Source organism: Novosphingobium lentum NBRC 107847 (genome assembly GCF_001590965.1).
Classification (GTDB): Bacteria; Pseudomonadota; Alphaproteobacteria; order Sphingomonadales; family Sphingomonadaceae; genus Novosphingobium; species Novosphingobium lentum.
The window spans coordinates 1-17,775 of record NZ_BCTW01000006.1; the positions used below are offsets into that span (position 1 = coordinate 1).

The window sequence follows — 17,775 nt, forward strand, 5'->3', positions numbered from 1 at the left end:
CGGGCCGGTGCCGTGCCAAGTCGAACGCCAGTTCGACCGGCAACGCATCCCTAAGCGATCGCGCCACGCAACAACCTGAGTCCCCGCGCAGGCGGGGACCTCAGGCGGGTAAGCGCCAATACGCGGGTAAGCGTCACTTGGCACGAGTCCCCGCTTGCGCGGGGATGCACGAACAATGCGGCGTTCAGGCTTTCGCGACCGGCGCGCCTTCGCCCAGATCCTCGAACCATGCTTCGACCGGACCGCTGAGCTTGATCGTCAGCGGCTGCCCGCGCCGGTCGAGGCTTTTGCCCGCCTGCACGCGGATCCAGCCTTCGGAGATCGAGTATTCCTCGACATTGGTGCGCACGGTGCCCTTGAAGCGGATGCCGATGCCGCGCTGCAGCTTGTCGCCATCGAAGAACGGGCTGCGCGGCTGGATCGCCAGCCGGTCGGGCGGAACGTCAGCGCCGGTGGTGATTGCGGCGCTGGTAGTGATTGCGGCTGGGGCGGCCGGGGTCTCGCCTTCGGGCGGGGGAGCGTCGTTCTGGTCGGTCATGCCTGCCGCCCTTAGATCGCTGCCACCACTTGTCAATTCGCCGCGACCCCCGCTGAACACTTGTCAACGCCCCGGCAGCATGGCAAAGGCGCGCCCCTGTCAGGTTCGGACTACGACCGAACACCGACGGGCGCGTAGCTCAGTGGTAGAGCACACCCTTCACACGGGTGGGGTCGCAGGTTCAATCCCTGCCGCGCCCACCATAAATCCCTTTGAAATATAGGGAATTTATGGATGGACCCACTTCCATTCCTCGGGCGCTTACGCCGTTTGACGGCAAAAAATGGGTCGATGCGACCCTCTCTCGTACAAAATCCGTACAACGTCAGGGCTCCTTTCTGAGCTTGAGCTTTGTCTTGATCTCAGCCTTCACCAGACCTCGCCTGAGGGCCTCGTTGATCTTGGTCTCGGTGTCCTCGGCGTGGGTGTAAGTGTTGCGCATCAGGTTCAGGTCGGACCAACCACCAAACGCGCCGGCGGCTTTTTCATCGACCTTCTCGCGGACATTCATCTCCTGACCAAAGCCATGTCGGCCCGCCGGATGGAACGGAATCTGCTCGATGCCTGCAGCCTTGCATGCCTTGGCCCAGAGTTTCCGTGGGCCGCCACGGTCAGCATAGCCAAATAGTCGAAGGTTCTCGGGCTTCCGCGGCCAATCGCGTGGGCAGATCTCGGGAAGCGCCGTGAGCTCTGCCATCACTTCGTCGGGCACCCGCAGCCAGCGGTCTCCGTGGCCCTTGGCTCCGGGAATGCAGACCATGCCCTTGCCTTTGTTGATGTGCTTGCGGGGATGCATGGAGACGGCTTGGCTGATCCGCGCGCCGGTAACGAACATCAGCAAAGCCAAGGCTCCGAGGCGGGGCGAGGCCTTCTGCCGAAACTTCAGCAGCCATTCCCAGCTGCCCGGAGGGTACTTCTTCCGGCCCGTGCTCTTGCGCTTGATGTCCTGCGCGACTTTCTCTTTTTGAGTGTAGCCCCGGACACGGAATGCGATCCCGCTCTCGCTGTCGTTGATGTTGTTTAGAACAGCCCGAACCGGCGTCACGACCTGACGGGTCCAGGTGTCTGTCGAGCAATCCGGATAAATCTTTGGTCCAAGCTCGCGGACAAGTCTTGGGCTGATGTCCTGGATCGCCGTGGAGCCGATCTCTTCCGTTATCGGGACGAGGTAAGCAGCCTCTTTGGGCTTGGCATCATATTGGAGGACAGCATCGGCGAAGGTGATGGTCTTTTCTTCCGGATCCTCGCCTAGCAGGTGGATGCGGATGACCCTTTGCTCTTCCTTCCGGCACCAGTCCCAAGCGCCCGGTTCCTCAGATGCGCCAGTGCTGCATCGGTAGTATTCGGTGATCGGCGCGCCATTGTATTCGACACGGCCGCGCGCCCACCAGACCGCGCCGCGGGGATAAGGTTCGAGGGGCATTTCTTCTGGCTTTCGATGATGTGATCAAGCTGCTCGGGGGTGATCAGCATGACCCGGCCCATTTTGTGGCAAGCGCCCCAGCGGTGTGCCAAGTCGCGGAGTGTGCGCGGTGAGAGGATGATGCCTTTCTCAGCAAGCAACTCGATCCAGGCTTCCGGCGTTTTCGCGCGGTCGAGGATTGGTGTCAGGTTGGTCACAGCAGGAATCCTTCCGCTTCAACGGCACATCGAACTTCACCGCCAGACTCCGGCTCCACCATGTTTGCGTCGAGAAATTCGTCGATCGCATTTTGGGGGATCAGGTAGCGATTGCCGCGCTTCAGGTGCCTGATACGGCGTTCGGCCAGCAATTTGCGGATCGACTTGACCGACCAGCCTGACTGATGAGCCATCTGGCGGGGCGTCAGCAGGTTAACGGACGTACTTCTCATTGCAGAAAACTCCCGCGAACGAGTCCAATGGGGTAAGAAGTGGTAACCGACTCGCCATATAGGGAACGTTTGAACACTTTTGGGGAACGATTGTCAACATGACAGATGTAGTCGGCATCGGCGCGCGCATGGCGGCTGCACGAGCGAAAAAGCAGGCATCGCAGGTTAAGGCCGCGGCGATGCTCGAAATTTCCGACAAGTCGTACAAGAACTACGAAGCCGAAAAGCGGGAACTCCCCCTCGCGGTCGCTGTCGGCTTTTGCGAGGCATTTGATGTCGAACTCGAATGGCTAGTCTACGGGACACAGGCCAATGCGGGGGAGAAGACGATTGCGGTCGTCTCAGAAACCATCGAGGCGCTTGTCTCAGAGGCTCAGGCTCGCAAACTGGTCCTGACCCCCAATCGAGCCGCCAGGATTGGCAGCTTTATCTTCCGCAATTGCACCCAGAAGGGAACGAGCCCCAAAACCGAGGCAGGGCCGATCTTCGACATATTTCTCGACGACTGAGGGGATGATTTGACATGGGCCAGCGACCGACACTCGAAGCCAAACTTGCGGAACTGGCCAACAGGTTTCGCTTCGTCGGCATCTGCCTCATGGCTCTGGGTGCAATCGCGTTTCTGTTCAGCCCCCAAGGGGCTGACTGGCCCTTCGATCCCCTTTCAGACATATTCGCCGTGATCTTCGCTGTGGGATGCACACTGCTTGTTTGCGGCCAGCTCGTGGTGCGCAAGGTCGTCGGGTTCGGCTCGATAGAACCACCCCCCGTCACGATACCGCAGACCAAGGGTTGAACCTTCGGGCGCTTTCCAACCCGTTTTGCTCACTGCGGCCGGCTGCAGCCTGAAACCATTCGCATCGCCGCACGCATGGCAGCGCTTCAGGCGTTGCCGCACCCCACGAAACGTCATTCGCTCGCCAAAGCGCCGCGCCAATGAACTGGGCTGAACCGTGATCGATTGGCAGCCACCGCGACACCTGACCTGAAGGCCAAGCCCAACCCGGTCGGCCTCGTCTAAAGTCAGCGCGAACAGCCCCACGCGCTGCATGCGCCGAACGCTCGATCGGGTCAGGATGCGAGACTGGTCGGGAGAGGTGTTGAGCAGCTGCGCCTTCGACCTCAACAGACGCTGCGCCCATGTCGTTTCGGCGACGAGGCACTGCGCGCGCGTCCGATGGACCTGCAATATCCGGAAGATCGGCATGGACCCGGCATGGATGAGCGCCGCCATCCTGGCATAGAGCTGACCGCGATCAGGCGGGACGACCGCCGCATGCCGCAGATGCGCCAGGATGCGCTGTGCGATATCGGCCGACTGCCCGGTGTAGATCGGCACGCCAGGGAACACGCCTTCCGGATCGGGCACGGTCGGATCGATGATGACGTAATTAGCGTGAGATCCCTTCGGCACGAGCGCCATGACATCGACGACAATAGCCTTGAACTGCGCCCTGAGGCTTTCGGAGATGAACGGTGGTTTTCTGCGCATGCGATGATCCTATTCGAGTTGCTGAACTCGACCTCATCATCGCCCCCTCCACTCTCTCACGGTCCAGATGGTCCGCGCAAATTGGAGGGCAGGATTGCCCCGGTTATTCTGCAGTCTTTACTTAGGAGTGTGAAATTTTCATGTTTGCAGAAAGAAGGTTCTGCTTATAAATCAACATAAAGGCAATGCCTGCATTCGGGTGCGACGTCGCGCGGCCCCGCTCCTTCCGCCATTTTTCACAGCGAAGTTTAGGGGTGCATCACATTTCGTCGCCCAAGGCTCTGCACACGAATCTGTCAACGACGCGCAAAAAAGGAGAGAAGTCCCGACTTTCCAACTTCGGGAGTCCGACCACAGGCTGATTCCAACCATAAGTGGCCATATACGGCCCCTTATCTTGACATTTTATGGACTATGGGCCATATATGGCCTATGATTTTCACCCTCCATGATCAGATGACAGGCTTGGGAAAAAGGATCAAAGCGCGACGCTTGGCCTTCGATCTTAGTCAGGAAGCTGCTTCTGCCAAAGCTGGCGTAGCCCATCGAACCTGGCGACGGATGGAGGCCGAAGGAAAGGCCTCCATCGAGGATTTGATCCGCGCTGCCATTGCCCTCCGATGTGATGATGGCATTGTCGGGCTGTTCCCGGAGATGGCTGCAAACAGCATGGACCAGCTGCTTGCGCAGCAACGCAAGGCAACCAAAACGCAACGGCAGCGCGCTGGGGGGGCGAGGCCATGAAGCTTGTTCCGGGCACTCCACTGGCTGTCGGACTTCTGAGCGATGAGAAGTCCAAACCGCGCTCGGTTGGCAGGCTCGCAATGGCCAGCGGATTAGCACAGCTCGAATGGTCGGCAGAAGTTATCGCCGAGGGCCTGACGATTTCCCCTCTGAGCTACCCAGTAGAGCCCGGCCTGCATCCTGCTCGCAGCCGGACGTTCGACGGCCTTCATGGCTTCCTCTCGGACTGCCTGCCTGATGCTTGGGGCATGCTGTTGTTGAAGCGAAGGCTCCAGCGTTTGGGGTACCGGTTCGAAGATCTGGATGCAGTTGACCGGCTCGCCCTGGTTGGCACGAAAGGCCGTGGTGCCCTCGTCTTCCAACCGGAAACACTCGCAGGCGAAGCATCGGGCAGTATCGATCTCGATCTTCTTGCCGATGAGGCCCGCCATGTGTTGCTGGGAGAGGAAACCGAATTAGACGCACTTTTGGTTCGCTTGGGGGGAGGTTCAGGAGGCGCGCGGCCGAAAGTCCATGTCGCGATCACAGCGGACGGTCGACTGCGCGCCGGAGATGAACTGGCTATAGACGGTGAGGCGCTCACCTCCGAGGAATGGATCGTCAAGTTTGCGGCGAACAATGACCCGGTTGATATCGGGCCGCTGGAAGAAGCTTACGCCAGAATGGCCCGCGCCGCATATGTCGAAATGGCGGAGACGAGGCTGATCCCATCGGCAACCGGCTCAGGCCATTTCGCTACCAGACGGTTCGACCGACCTGCTCCGGGCAAACGGCTTCACATGGTCAGCTTGGGCGGCGCACTCGAGGCGTCACCGCATACTCCGAGCGTCGACTACAACGGCTTCCTGAAAGCGACGCTGGCGATAACACGCAGCCTGGCAGACGTTGAGCAGGCCTTCCGCCGCATGGTCTTCAACGTACTGTCGCGAAATCGCGACGATCATGTCCGGCAGCATGCCTACCTGATGGACGATCGCGGGAACTGGCGTCTCGCACCAGCCTTCGACCTTACCTATTCCAGTGGTCCCGGTGGCGAACACTACATGGCAGTTCAAGGCGAAGGCCGTACCATCACGCGTGCGCACGTCGAAAGTCTTGGAAAGAACCACGGTATTCCGGCCAAAAGCATGGCCGCAATCATCGAAGAAGTTCGGTCCTCCTTGGCCGATTGGCCGCTACATGCGCGGGAAACCGGGGTTAGGCAGTCGCTGCCTTTAGTGAGCGAAGGTCTGGACGAAGTCGCGCGCCAATTCGGCTGAGTTAGCTGTCCAGAACATCATATTCGTTGCGCAATGTGGCAACCTCGTCTTGGCCGAGAAAAATTTGCTGCATTAACTGATGAATTGCCCATTATGCCCTATTGAAAATAACCATACGTTGGCTGGGATAGTCGGAAATTCCTCATGGAACTCAATCAGTCATCGTTTCTTCAACATCTGGCACAAAAAGCCGTCGGCGTGCGCGCTTCATGACGCCAGCCAGAACCCGATCACTCGAATTGATGACCGAAGAAGAGAGAGCTTTCCACACTTGTCGCGATCGCGAGATGCTGTCGGCGACGGATGAGGCGGGGCGCACCTTGCTTCATATTGCAGCGCAAGGTGGAAAGGCCGCAATTTGCCGACTGTATCTTAATGCCGGGATAGACCCATCAAAAGTCGACAATGCCGGGCGCACCGCAGCCGACGCGGCCAAGCTTGCTGGATATGCATCCCTGTCCCGTTCGCTGGAAAATGCCATTGCCGACCAAACTGCGGCGGCAGATCCAGCGCCTAACACGGGATACGATCACCCACTCGACGTCCGTGAGCAAAGAGCGCTGATTGCTGGAGATGCTGAAGTCCTGGTCGGATTGATCACTGCCAAGCGGCTGGACTCCCGGAACGCAAAGGGAGATGCGCCGCTGCACCTCGCGGCAGCCGGAGGTCATTTGCTTCTATGCAGCCAGCTATTCGAGGCTGGTGCCGACACTTCGAGCCGAAACAACAATGGGCAGACTGCGGCAGACATGGCCTCCGAAGCAGGTCATCGGCAATTGGCGGAGATGCTTCGTGGTCTGAACCACGAAAGGCTTGAACCGGGAGCTCAGGCCGAACCACCTGTTGCCGGAGCAGAGGGCGAATATACCGATGCCCCCAATCCGGAAATCGATGCGCTTGGCGAGCTTGATTTCGACACGGAAGAGGAGCCAGTCGCATTTCATGCTCGGCAGGGCATCGATGCTGTGTCCGCTACCTTCGTCGCCATTCCCTCAGGTTCGGGGTTGCGGGCAGGAGATTCTGCGGACAGCGAAGATTGGGAACTTCCGAGCAGCCTTGTGAAGGTCCGGGCGACTGATCATGTGGCCGATAGTGCGACGGAAAAGCTTGCCGGTGCGACCGCAGGGCTACCAGATTTCTCGTCCCCCAATGGCCGCTCCAGCCGGCGGCCGCGCAAACTCAAAAGCACGCGCTTTGCGATCGACGAATCTGCATGCCGCCGTTGGGTTCGCGATACGCTTGCCACCGGCGAAGCTGATGACCAAGCCATACGAGACTTGGTTGGCGAGTGTCGCGGGAACCAATCTCCCGATGAGCTTACTGTGAATGTCCACAAGGCTCTTGCGGCTGCCGGTATCCGTACTGAGGAATCGGCCGAGCCTTTCCTGCAGCTTCCTTCGCCTTCGACGATCTTCGTAGACGAGGATGATCTCGTTGAAGCAATCGTAGCTGCTTGCACGAGAAATACGGTAGTTCCAGGGCGCCAGGTCTTCAGCGTTGATCGAGCGACCGAAGAACGCCTCGTTCGGGAAATTTCGAACGCCCGGCACGAATTGCTGAACGCGATCCTCGACGATCCAGCATTACTTGCCGCGATCGTCCTGCGCGGCGAACAAGTACTCGAGGGTGAAGTCGTAGTAGATGCGTTTACCGATCTTGAGATCGAGGTTGCCGACGACGAAGACGTTGACGAGAGATTCTTCGCCAACCTGGAAACATTGCGGGAAGCGGGAAAAACGGGGATAGCCATCGGCGGGCGCGCACGTAGAAAGGCCATGGAGGCGCTCGACGGGCTGGAGCTGGCCAGATCCTGCCTGAACGATCTGGCACAGGGAGCCGGAGAGAAAACCGGAAACGCGATTGGCCACCTTCTCGTTGCCTGCGATCGTTCAACCGAGACGTTTCTGCTGGCCCATCTTCCATTCGCGAGACGCGAAACAGCCAAGATGGCATTGCCAGACGAAGATCCGGAAGAGCTGTTTCAAGAAGCTTACTTCGCACTCAGACGTGCAGTTGAGCGGTTCGATCCTGATCGCGGCGTACGCTTCTATCTCTATGCTCTCTTCTGGATCCGGCAGCAGATCAGCCGATGGCGTATGAATAATATGTCATTGATTCGGGTGCCCGTTCACCGTTACGAACTTAACTCAAAGATCAGCGCCTTCAGGGAGGAATTTTCAGGCCAATACTATCGCGACCCTACCGATCTTGAAATATCGGAACATCTTGAATGCGAAGTGAAAGCTATCAAGTCGCTGGCACTAGCGCTGTCAAAGCCTTTGGACTTCCATCAAGTCATGTCGGTCCGCGCGGACACTGCAGATTCACCTGAAGAACTGGCGAGACAACACCAATCGGAAAGATTGATCAGGCATGAGCTGGAGGAACTCGATGAACGTCAGAATAAAATTCTCCGAATGAGGTTTGGTATCGGGCGTGATGATGACATGACCCTGGAAGAAATCGGACAAATTTACGGAGTCACCCGGGAGCGAATTCGCCAAATTGAAGCAAAAGCTTTGAAAAGGCTCGGCCACCCCGGACGTGTGCGTTTCCTCCGAGAGTTGCTGTGATGGGTCATCCAAGAAATGTGCCTCCCGCCGCCGGGGCGATGCTCGAGTCTCTGCGCGGTCTTGGATATACGACAGCGACAGCCATCGCAGACTTGATTGACAACTCGATCAGTGCGGAAGCAACGCTGGTCGATATCCATTTTGCATGGGCCGGTGCCGACAGCTGGATCAGAATAGCTGACAACGGCAAGGGCATGGCCGACGCCGATCTGGAGTCCGCCATGCGGCTCGGCGCTCGTGACCCGAGAGAAGCTCGAACCCCGGGTGATCTTGGCAGGTTCGGAATGGGGCTGAAAACCGCCTCGTTTTCGCAGGCAAGAATTCTGACTGTTGCAAGCCGCGCACAAGGCCAGGACAAGGTCTGCCTTAGATGGGACTTGGACAACCTTGGGGGCGAAGCGGGCCATTGGTTGCTGCACGAAGGATGCAGGCCTGGCTCGGAGGAGCGTCTCGCAATCGAATGCGCCTCTGGCAACGGTACAGTCGTGCTTTGGGAAAATCTCGACCGCATTGTGACAGATGGATTTTCGGCTCAGGACATGATCGATCTCGCTGATGAGGTCGAAGCTCACCTGGCCATGACATTCCATCGGCTGCTCGATAGCGGATTGACACTCCAGCTCAACGCGCGACGAATTCGAGGGTGGGACCCTTTCCTTACCGGACACCCAGGAAAGGCCTTGGAAAGTGTGGAGTACAAGTTCCTCCATGCCTCGGGCGTCGTCGCGCAGTGTCATGTTCTCCCGCACAAGGATCTGCTCAAGCCGGGCGAACACGAGGCAGCCGCCGGTCCAGGCGGTTGGGCTGCACAGCAGGGGTTCTACATCTATCGGAACAAGCGGCTGCTACTCGCTGGTGGCTGGCTTGGATTGGGGGAGCGTGGTCGGCGCTGGACTCGCGATGAGCCTCATCGACTTGCCAGAATTCGCTTGGACATTCCGAACAGCGCGGATTCGGATTGGAAGATCAATATCCTGAAGTCGACGGCGAGCGTTCCTGTCCGGCTACGAAGCCAGTTCGTGAAGCTGGGTTCCGAGACCCGCGACGTTGCAAGACGTGTTTTTGCGCATCGCGGCCGGCTCATCACAACAGGCGGCCAACCCGGCGGAAGCTTGCCCGATGTATGGGCAGCCCGGCATTCGACCAAAGGTATCTCATACCGCATCTCAAGGGACCATGATCTTGTAGCCGCACTTCTTGAACGAGCAGGCCCGATGAAAGCTGACCTGCTATCGCTGCTGCGCCTGATTGAAGAAACCGTGCCCGTACAACGCATCTGGTTGGATACAGCCGAGCAGAATGACACCCCGAAGGGCGGTTTCGTTGCAGCTCCGACAGCAGAAATCGTGGACACACTGACCAGCATGTTCGAGGCGCTGGTCGAATTCAGAGGCATGGATCCGGACGAGGCGCGACAACGGTTGGCAAGAACACCGCCGTTCGATCAGTACCCGGAAATCGTCGCCGAAATTGGCAGGAAGAATTGATGTCGACAAATGACCAGCGCGCGTTTGATGCGATCCTCAGCATGGCGCAAAATCTCCTGCGCCGCACATCGACCAAGACTGGCTTGGCGATCACTCCAGAAATGATCGATGCGGAGCTGAACAAGCTCGAGATGCTGATGGAGGACGACTTTGCGGTCGTTGACCGCGAGCAGCTCGTCGACGAGTTGATCCGGCGCTACAGCCATACGGTTGGCCGGAACGCCACCCTGTCGGACGACTCCGATCACGTCCCTTGGCTTACAGCCGAACGGAAGAGGGATTGGTTATATTGGCGCCGCTACTCGGAATACATGGAAGCCAAGATACCTCTCGTAGCCCTCGACGCTCTCGACGAGGCGACGGATGAGGTACTGGGACACTTGGAAGACCCGAACCGTGAAGGCGACTGGGATAGGCGCGGCCTCGTCGTCGGTCACGTCCAGTCAGGCAAGACCGGGAACTACACCGGGCTGATCTGCAAAGCGGCAGACGCCGGCTACAAGATCGTCATTGTTCTTGCGGGGTTGCACAACAACCTCAGAGCCCAGACCCAGATCCGCCTAGACGAAGGATTCCTTGGATTTGCAACGCTGGCGAATGTGGAAGACCTGCCAGCGGTTGGGGTTGGATTGATCGACGCGGATCATTCGATCCGGCCAAATTACGCCACAAACCGCACGGAAAATGGCGACTTCACCAAAGCGGCGGCGGCCAAGCTTGGGGTGACCCCCGAACAGCGCCCTTGGCTGTTCGTGGTCAAGAAGAACAAGACTGTACTGGAGCGGCTGCTAGGCTGGATCCGCAACCGTGTGGCCGATTACACGGATCCTGTGACCGGGCGGAAGATTGTTACCAATCTGCCGATTCTGGTCATCGACGACGAGTCCGATCACGGATCTGTCGATACTGGGGAAGATGTCGTCGATGAAAACGGCAAGCCTGATCTCGAACATCAGCCGACCACGATCAATCGGCTCATCAGGTCCATCCTGAACCACTTCGCCCGTTCAGCCTACGTTGGCTATACCGCCACGCCCTTCGCCAACATCTTCATCCACGACAAGGGGACGACAGAGGAACACGGACCGGATCTCTTCCCGGCCGCGTTCATCACGAACCTGGCAGCGCCATCAAACTACATCGGCCCTGGCCGGGTGTTTGGTTCAGCATCATCGACTGCCGCAGACCTGCCACTGACCCGCCCCCTGGCCGAGGCAGAATACGCACCCTGGGTTCCTCCGAAGCACCGCAATGGCTTTCGGCCAAAGTGGAATGGCAGCGCAAAGATTCCTGTTTCGCTCGAGGAAGCCATCAGGTCCTTCATCTACGCCTGCGCCGTTCGGAAGCTGCGTGGCCAAGGCAATCGTCATTCGTCGATGCTTGTGCATGTGACCCGATTTACGTCGGTGCAAAACGAAGTGGTGGGCCAAATCGCCGAGTATGTCCGCGAACTCAGGGGCCGCTACCAGCGCGGGATAGATTTGGCCGAGACCGAAAGCCTGATGCATTCGGAGTACGAAGAAAAGTTCAGGCCAGGAATGGCCCGAATCCGCACTGAGCTGGTCGAGGACGAAAAGCTGGCCGATTTCGCCTGGGCTCAAATCCGCGAGGTGCTTCCTGACGTCATCGCCGACATCAAGGTCCGGGAAATCAACGGATCGGCAAAAGACGCACTGGATTATGTAGACAACGAGGGGACCGGCCTCAAAGTCATTGCTGTCGGCGGAGACAAACTTGCTCGCGGACTGACGCTCGAGGGCCTTTGCACCAGCTATTTTCTGCGCACAGCCCGAATGTACGACACTCTCATGCAGATGGGCCGGTGGTTCGGGTATAGGGACGGCTATCTCGATGTCTGCAGACTCTACACCACGCATGAGTTGATAGAGTGGTTCGGCCATATCGCCGACGCTGCCGAAGAGCTGAGGCAGGAGTTCGACAACATGGTCGCTGCGGGCGCAACTCCGAAGGATTTCGGGTTGCGGGTCAAGTCACATTCGGTGTTGACCGTCACCTCGCGCGCAAAGATGCGCAATGCGCGTCCCATGTCGTTCACCTATTCCGGGGATCTGCTGCAGACGATCGTCTTCCCAAATCGAGCCGACGAGATCGGACTCAACTTCAAGGCCGCCGACCGCTTCATTTCAGGGCTGGGGACAGCGCATGACCTGAACGAGCAGCAGCACCTTGTCGAAGGTCAGAAATGGTCAGGCCACCTGTGGCGCAACATTCCGGCACAGCAGGTAACGACCTTCTTGAGAGCCTACAGGACCCACCCTGCGAGCTTCCGGATCATGAGCCCGTTGATCGCCGATTTCATCGACGAAATGAACAAGGACGGGGAGCTGACCAGCTGGACAGTGGCCCTGATTGGCAAGGACTCTGCCTCTGCTGAGGATGAGGCCGTTATTGCAGGTCTCAAGCTGGCGATGCTGACCCGCCGCAAGACCGTCGATCATGATGACCGGTATTCGATCAAGACCCTGATTTCGCCTCGCGATCAGGCCATTGACCTCACCGAAGGACAATGGAAGGCGGCTCTCGAACTTAGCAGGGAGACTTGGCGACGGGATACCGAACGAAACGAGGGCAAGGAACCTCCGACGGAACCTCGCGGCCCTGCCACCCGCAAGGTGCTTGGCGAAGGATGGTCCAAATCAGGAGTGCCCGCTGTGCCCAAGCGAGGCCTGCTGATGCTCTACCTGCTTGATCCCGCAGCCAGCGAAATCCCGGCACTGAAAGGTGCCGATCCGATAGTCGCATTCGCCATCAGTTTTCCGGGGAGCAGCTCCGAGCGACGTGTAAGCAACGCAGCCTATATGGCCAACAGCGTAATGTGGGGGGCGTTGAATGACTGGGTGGACTGAGGAAGGGCTGATCAGCTCTTGGCGCGCTCTTGCTGCGCGGCAAGGCGACGAAGAATGGCGCCTTGTCAATTTGGCCGCGATCGATCTAGTGACAGTTCAGGCCGGGCGGCATTTTCCTGACAGCCGTGAGGCGCTCGTTGTGGCGTTTCCGGCCGGATGGTTGGGCAAAGTCTCGGGCCTTCCAGATGGCAAAGGGTTTGAAGCAACTCTGATTGAGGGAAATCCAGCCTTTCCGGGAAAGGATGTCATCGCCTTGATCAGGCGGCTTGAAGGCGCATTCGACATCTTCGCCATCATGGTCGTCGATCTGCTTCGCTTTCTTGAAGATAGCCGATCCAAGGACGCAAGAGCGCTTGTTGCTGGTTTTCTCGAGCGCGTCAGGGAATGGCAGAGCTTCATGTCCCGTGGGATCAGGCCGCTCTCTCAGGAGGCGCAAGCGGGACTCTATGGCGAGCTTGCCGCACTCCAGGTACTCCTCGACGTGATGCCCGGGGGGTCGGCGTTCGATGCGTGGAAGGGGCCGATGCATGCCGCACAGGATTTCCATCTCGGATCGGGCGCCTTGGAAGTTAAGAGCACCACCACGACCGACGTTTTCAAGGCTCGCATAAACAGTATCGAGCAACTGGATTCAGAGCGGCAGCCGATGTTCTTGGGTGCAATCCGTCTCAAGGAGGATACTGGCGGCTCCAGCCTCAATAACTTGATCAGGATGCTGCGTGACCTTGCAGATGATCGCGGCCGCAGGCGAGGATTCGACGCACTCCTGATCATGGCCGGTTATTACGACGAGCACGCGGCCCATTATGAACGTCCTCTGTCTCTCGACGAGTTCAGATGTTTCAAAGTGGATGATGAGTTTCCGGTCCTTCGTCGGGCGCAGTTGCCGGCTCAGGTGACAGCAGCAACCTATACACTTGATCTGAGCTCGATCCCGCAGCCTGACTTGGGCATCGACGGGGCATTGTCGGCACTGGGGATTTCTGAATGAGTATCGAAGAATTTCACCGGGGTATCCGTTCGGAAATTCAGGCAATCGTAGCCGAACGAATATTGAGCGATGACGGCACGTTTCCGTCGGAAGAACTCATTTACGCCGAACTCGCCATGGAGCAGGTCGCAAATGCGAACATTTGCGATTCGCCGACCATTTGTCACTGGACAGGCACCATTGGAAACGCTCGCCTCCGGATCACTGGTTACGCGCTATCGAACGATGAAACCTGCCTCGATCTGTTTGTGACCCGCTATTTCGGGACGGATGAGATCGAGAACCTCCGCGACTCCGAGGCGACCTCGACTGCGAAGGAAGGCATAAAGTTTCTGTTCGAAGCCGCCGGTGGCCGCCTCGCATCCCGGATGGAGGCCAGCGGCGATATCTATGAGCTGGTCCTGTTCATCAAAGAACACTGGTCCAGCTTGGAGCAATTGCGTGTTTTCGTCGTCACCGATGGTCAGACGAAATCAAAGCGGTTCGCCCCTAAGGAAGTTCAAGGCAAGATCGTCGCAATCGAGGCTATGGATATCGAGAGGCTCTATCGTCACACGACGGGCAAGCCTCGTGACGAAGTATCGATCAGCTTCGAACAGACACTGGGGCGCCCACTCCCGTGCATTCACGTGCCCGACCCGGATGCGGACTATGAATACGCACTTACAGCAATTCCTGGCGAGGTAATCCGGGAGCTTTACCTGCGATACAATTCCAGATTGCTCGAAGCCAACGTGCGGACCTTCCTTGGCTACCGGAGCAGAGTGAACTCCGGCATCGCAGAAACCTTGTTGAAGGAGCCCGAGCATTTCATGGCCTTCAACAACGGGTTGGTCATCGTCTGCGACAGTGCCGAACTCAGCCGGTGCGAGGATGGCGGCTTGGGATTCTCGTTGATCAAGGGGCTGCAGATCGTCAACGGCGGCCAGACCACGTCATCCATCTTCTTTGCGTCGCGCGACCGGAAGGAAATCGACCTCAGTCATGTGATGGTACCGGCAAAGGTCATCATCTTGAAAGGTGACGACGACGATGCCCGCGAGCGGTTGATTTCCAACATTTCAAAGTTCGCAAACAGCCAGAATGTCGTGAAGACCTCCGATCTTTCGGCAAACCGCCCCTTCCACGTTCAGTTTGAGAAACTGTCAGAGGAAGTCTGGTGCGCTGACGGGGCAAGCAGATGGTTTTACGAGCGCGCGGCCGGCGCCTACCAGGTGAGGCTGCTCCGCGAGCGTACCGACGCCAAGCGGCGTGAATTCCAGAAAATCGCTCCCACAAAGCACAAGCTTTCGAAGAACGACGTTGCGAAGTTTCACGAAGCATGGCGCGGAAAGCCTGCCCAGGTTGCCTTGGCGGGTGAAAAGAATTTCGCCGCCTTCATGGCAGCACTGGATGAAAACCCCGAACTGGTGCCCAATCCGCTTACACCGGAGTGGTACCGGGCGCTGATTGCGAAAGTGGTTATCTTCCGGGCCATCGAAGGTATGATCAAGAAGAAGGATGCGAAGGAGACGTTCCGGCAGGGCTGGGTCAATATTGCAACCTACACGGTCGCCGCACTGGCTCAGAAGATGCCGGGGCGGATCGATTTCGAACTGGTCTGGCAGCAGCAGGACATCTCCGAAAGCTTCGGAAAGCTGCTCTGGGAATGGGCCAAGGTTGTGAACGCCACGTTTGACCGGATTGCCCCGGGGCGGCAGTTTTCGGAAGTCGCCAAGCGCTCCGATACTTGGAAGGCTGTCCAGAATGCCGACTTCCCTGAACCGAAGGATCGCATTCCCGAAATCAAGGCATGATGGCGTTGGGCCGGATATTGGCCCGGCACGGCCGTCGGCTCCCACTCGGTCTTTTCAAGTGATGAGATCGTGCACGATGTGCGCAATCTGCTTGGCGAGGAAGCAGGGAACGGCATTGCCCACCTGTTTGTACTGTTCAGTACGCGGGCCGCAGAAGTAGTAGTTATCAGGAAATGTCTGCAAGCGTGCGGCCTCCCGGACGGTCAGCGATCGGCACTGCTCCGGGTCGGGGTGGATGAAGTAGTGGCCATCCTTCGAAATATGGCTGGTCACAGTCGTTGATGGAGAGTCTGCAAGCTGCACCCTGAAGCGATCGGCAAATGCCCCGCTCTCCCGGTTCGCGTGATTTGGCTGTAAGATGGCCGGAAATTCGTTCAATTTTGGAGAGTAACCATACGTGTGAGCAAAAGCCGCTGCGTAAAGGTAACGTCCCAGATCTCCTTTGATGTGACCCCGCGTTTCGTGTTGCACAGAGACTTTCAGTCGGGGATCTTCAAGCCAGTCGGCAAGCACCTTCGATGAAATCGGCATTGCTACGTCCGCCGAGATTCGCGGTCGACTGCCCAGCACATTGAGTTTCGAAATATGCCTCAATGCAGGGATGACCGAACGTGGCAGCGTACTATCGGCCGCTAGTTTCGCAGCCCAATCCGTAACGGCTTCCTGCCAATTCGTGGTAGCATCATTCTTACTGAGTCCGCTGCGCAACTTGGGCATGCCGCCGATCACGGCGATGACAGAGTTGGATTGCGATGGTTCTGATTTGACCAGTAACGGCCCTGTGAGCTTCCTTTCTTTCGCCACATCCGACCTGAGGCCAACAATGAAGACCCGGTGCCGGGCCTGTGGAACCCCGTGCTCCTCAGCACGGACCACGAATTCCTTCGCCTTGCGGTCGACCAACAGGTCACCCTCCGCCGTAAGCGGAATGAGGACATATCCGTCGCCTGCCGACCGGAGGTCTTCGAAAACCCGTTCAAAGATAGGACCTCCGTGTACGTGACTGGACAGCATGCCCTTCACGTTTTCCATCACGAAGGCCGCCGGCTTCAGCCGATCAAGGATTGCGACATATTCCCGGTACAGAAAATGACGCCCATCGCTCTCCGCCACGTAGTCCTTTTTTCCCGCGTTCCGCGACCGACCAGCCAGCGAGTATGCTTGGCAAGGAGGGCCCCCAATCAAAACGGTACGTCCGCCGCAACGTTCGCGGGCACTATCAAGAATGGGGGCTATATGCTCGAAAACACCAGCAGTCCCGAGCTCAAGTTGCTGCGCCTCCTCAACCGCTACTTTCCAGTTGGCTGGATAGGACAAGGCCCAGTCGGGCAGCGAGCGGGAATGATTCAACGTCTCGTAATACGCCGCGGGGAACCCGCCCTCAAAGCTGCGGAGAAAAGCGCGAAGACGAAGTGTCTGGATGGCAAAATCATCCTTCTCCACCGAGAGCCTGATCGACATGGGCGTGGTGGTTTCCCCGCCAGCGGCAGAGAATCCCTCACCCAGCCCGCCAGGTCCGGCGAACAAATCGACAATTTCAATCTTGCTGCTCAAGTGGCCTCCGTCAGAACCATTCCTATATGGTCTCTGACGATTTTGACCAGGCCGAAACCTGACAAGGAACCGATTGATTGACCGACGTCGTATCGCCTGAGGTCCGTTCACGGATGATGTCCGGTATACGAGGCAAGAACACGCGACCTGAACTCATGCTACGGCAGGCCCTTCACGCGCTCGGCTTCCGATATCGCCTTCATGCGCCAGAATTGCCAGGCAAGCCCGACCTCGCGTTCCCGAAACATCAAGCCATCATACAAGTCCACGGCTGCTTCTGGCATCGCCACGGCTGCGACAAGACATCAATACCGTCGAGCAATTCCGAATTCTGGCAGAAGAAGTTTGAGCGCAATATCGAACGCGATCGCGAGGTAGAGCTGCAGCTTCGTGAACTTGGCTGGCGCGTTGGCGTGGTCTGGGAATGCGAAATCGGAAGGAGGCTGGATCCACTGTTGATAGACAAAGTCAGTCATTTTCTAGTCAATCATACAGTAGATCACATACGGTAGATCTCGGTCTCACTTTGACCCACGCCTTCGGGATCCAGAACGCTGACGTTTCGGCGATTCACAATTTGATTTGAGTCGCCTGTGACGTGCCCCCCTGATTTTCCTCCAA

The 17,775-nt window shown here is 58.0% G+C and carries 14 protein-coding genes and 1 tRNA gene; 10 read left to right on the forward strand and 5 right to left on the reverse strand.

All coding sequences use genetic code 11. The features are described 5' to 3' along the window. Positions 1-184: 184 nt before the first annotated feature. Entirely contained in the window at positions 185-538 is a 354-nt protein-coding gene (locus tag NL2_RS06345; RefSeq protein ID WP_084355937.1) for a DUF3297 family protein, read from the reverse strand. Positions 539-666: 128 nt separating this feature from the next. Between NL2_RS06345 and NL2_RS06350 the strand changes: the two genes are divergently transcribed. Further along, a tRNA-Val gene (locus tag NL2_RS06350) sits at positions 667-741 on the forward strand. 122 nt (positions 742-863) lie between these two features. Here NL2_RS06350 and NL2_RS06355 read toward each other — a convergent pair. After that, complete coding sequence (locus NL2_RS06355; protein WP_068073111.1) at positions 864-1,961, reverse strand: tyrosine-type recombinase/integrase; 1,098 nt, start codon at positions 1,959-1,961, stop codon at positions 864-866. A 193-nt stretch (positions 1,962-2,154) separates the two neighbouring features. After that, positions 2,155-2,391 carry a helix-turn-helix domain-containing protein gene (locus NL2_RS06360; protein ID WP_084355938.1) on the reverse strand — a complete coding sequence of 79 codons (237 nt, stop codon included), beginning with the start codon at positions 2,389-2,391 and terminating at the stop codon, positions 2,155-2,157. A gap of 98 nt (positions 2,392-2,489) precedes the next feature. Between NL2_RS06360 and NL2_RS06365 the strand changes: the two genes are divergently transcribed. Next, positions 2,490-2,900 (forward strand): helix-turn-helix domain-containing protein, encoded by a 411-nt coding sequence (locus NL2_RS06365; RefSeq protein ID WP_068073113.1) that lies wholly within the window; start codon positions 2,490-2,492, stop codon positions 2,898-2,900. 155 nt (positions 2,901-3,055) lie between these two features. Here NL2_RS06365 and NL2_RS06370 read toward each other — a convergent pair whose 3' ends face one another. After that, on the reverse strand, positions 3,056-3,883 hold the full coding sequence (locus NL2_RS06370; RefSeq protein WP_068073114.1) for a hypothetical protein: 828 nt from the start codon (positions 3,881-3,883) through the stop codon (positions 3,056-3,058). A 432-nt stretch (positions 3,884-4,315) separates the two neighbouring features. Between NL2_RS06370 and NL2_RS06375 the strand changes: the two genes are divergently transcribed. The 7 genes from NL2_RS06375 to NL2_RS06420 all read left to right on the forward strand — a co-directional run bounded on the left by NL2_RS06375 (position 4,316) and on the right by NL2_RS06420 (position 15,600). Beyond that, positions 4,316-4,627 carry a helix-turn-helix domain-containing protein gene (locus NL2_RS06375; protein ID WP_084355939.1) on the forward strand — a complete coding sequence of 104 codons (312 nt, stop codon included), beginning with the start codon at positions 4,316-4,318 and terminating at the stop codon, positions 4,625-4,627. Continuing rightward, positions 4,624-5,886 (forward strand): type II toxin-antitoxin system HipA family toxin, encoded by a 1,263-nt coding sequence (locus NL2_RS06380; RefSeq protein ID WP_068073118.1) that lies wholly within the window; start codon positions 4,624-4,626, stop codon positions 5,884-5,886. The genes NL2_RS06375 and NL2_RS06380 overlap by 4 nt, the downstream gene beginning before the upstream one ends. 242 nt (positions 5,887-6,128) lie before the next feature. Beyond that, positions 6,129-8,459 carry a sigma-70 family RNA polymerase sigma factor gene (locus NL2_RS20670; protein WP_169799479.1) on the forward strand — a complete coding sequence of 777 codons (2,331 nt, stop codon included), beginning with the start codon at positions 6,129-6,131 and terminating at the stop codon, positions 8,457-8,459. A gap of 38 nt (positions 8,460-8,497) precedes the next feature. Continuing rightward, complete coding sequence (locus NL2_RS06405) at positions 8,498-9,946, forward strand: ATP-binding protein (protein WP_218006096.1); 1,449 nt, start codon at positions 8,498-8,500, stop codon at positions 9,944-9,946. Next, a complete protein-coding gene (locus NL2_RS06410; protein WP_068073130.1) occupies positions 9,946-12,813 on the forward strand; it encodes a Z1 domain-containing protein in 2,868 nt (955 codons plus the stop codon). The genes NL2_RS06405 and NL2_RS06410 overlap by 1 nt, the downstream gene beginning before the upstream one ends. Continuing rightward, positions 12,797-13,804 carry a PD-(D/E)XK motif protein gene (locus NL2_RS06415; protein ID WP_068073132.1) on the forward strand — a complete coding sequence of 336 codons (1,008 nt, stop codon included), beginning with the start codon at positions 12,797-12,799 and terminating at the stop codon, positions 13,802-13,804. Before NL2_RS06410 ends, NL2_RS06415 begins: the two co-directional genes overlap by 17 nt. Further along, a complete protein-coding gene (locus NL2_RS06420; protein ID WP_068073134.1) occupies positions 13,801-15,600 on the forward strand; it encodes an AIPR family protein in 1,800 nt (599 codons plus the stop codon). The genes NL2_RS06415 and NL2_RS06420 overlap by 4 nt, the downstream gene beginning before the upstream one ends. 54 nt (positions 15,601-15,654) lie before the next feature. Here the strand turns inward: NL2_RS06420 and NL2_RS06425 are convergent, their stop codons facing one another. Continuing rightward, complete coding sequence (locus NL2_RS06425; protein WP_068073136.1) at positions 15,655-17,154, reverse strand: DNA cytosine methyltransferase; 1,500 nt, start codon at positions 17,152-17,154, stop codon at positions 15,655-15,657. 77 nt (positions 17,155-17,231) lie between these two features. Between NL2_RS06425 and NL2_RS20675 the strand changes: the two genes are divergently transcribed. Continuing rightward, the gene (locus NL2_RS20675; RefSeq protein ID WP_084355942.1) at positions 17,232-17,666 is read left to right on the forward strand and encodes a very short patch repair endonuclease; all 435 of its coding nucleotides are present in this window, start codon (positions 17,232-17,234) and stop codon (positions 17,664-17,666) included. Positions 17,667-17,775: the final 109 nt, after the last annotated feature.

Coding starts and splice junctions, on each gene's coding strand:
- NL2_RS06380 (WP_068073118.1), top strand. CDS start 4,624: ATGAAGCTTGTTCCGGGCACTCCACTGGCTGTCGGACTTCTGAGCGAT.
- NL2_RS06355 (WP_068073111.1), bottom strand. CDS start 1,961: ATGCCCCTCGAACCTTATCCCCGCGGCGCGGTCTGGTGGGCGCGCGGC.
- NL2_RS06375 (WP_084355939.1), top strand. CDS start 4,316: ATGATTTTCACCCTCCATGATCAGATGACAGGCTTGGGAAAAAGGATC.
- NL2_RS06370 (WP_068073114.1), bottom strand. CDS start 3,883: ATGCGCAGAAAACCACCGTTCATCTCCGAAAGCCTCAGGGCGCAGTTC.
- NL2_RS06420 (WP_068073134.1), top strand. CDS start 13,801: ATGAGTATCGAAGAATTTCACCGGGGTATCCGTTCGGAAATTCAGGCA.
- NL2_RS06415 (WP_068073132.1), top strand. CDS start 12,797: ATGACTGGGTGGACTGAGGAAGGGCTGATCAGCTCTTGGCGCGCTCTT.
- NL2_RS06345 (WP_084355937.1), bottom strand. CDS start 538: ATGACCGACCAGAACGACGCTCCCCCGCCCGAAGGCGAGACCCCGGCC.
- NL2_RS06365 (WP_068073113.1), top strand. CDS start 2,490: ATGACAGATGTAGTCGGCATCGGCGCGCGCATGGCGGCTGCACGAGCG.
- NL2_RS06405 (WP_218006096.1), top strand. CDS start 8,498: ATGCTCGAGTCTCTGCGCGGTCTTGGATATACGACAGCGACAGCCATC.
- NL2_RS06410 (WP_068073130.1), top strand. CDS start 9,946: ATGTCGACAAATGACCAGCGCGCGTTTGATGCGATCCTCAGCATGGCG.
- NL2_RS06360 (WP_084355938.1), bottom strand. CDS start 2,391: ATGAGAAGTACGTCCGTTAACCTGCTGACGCCCCGCCAGATGGCTCAT.
- NL2_RS20670 (WP_169799479.1), top strand. CDS start 6,129: ATGACCGAAGAAGAGAGAGCTTTCCACACTTGTCGCGATCGCGAGATG.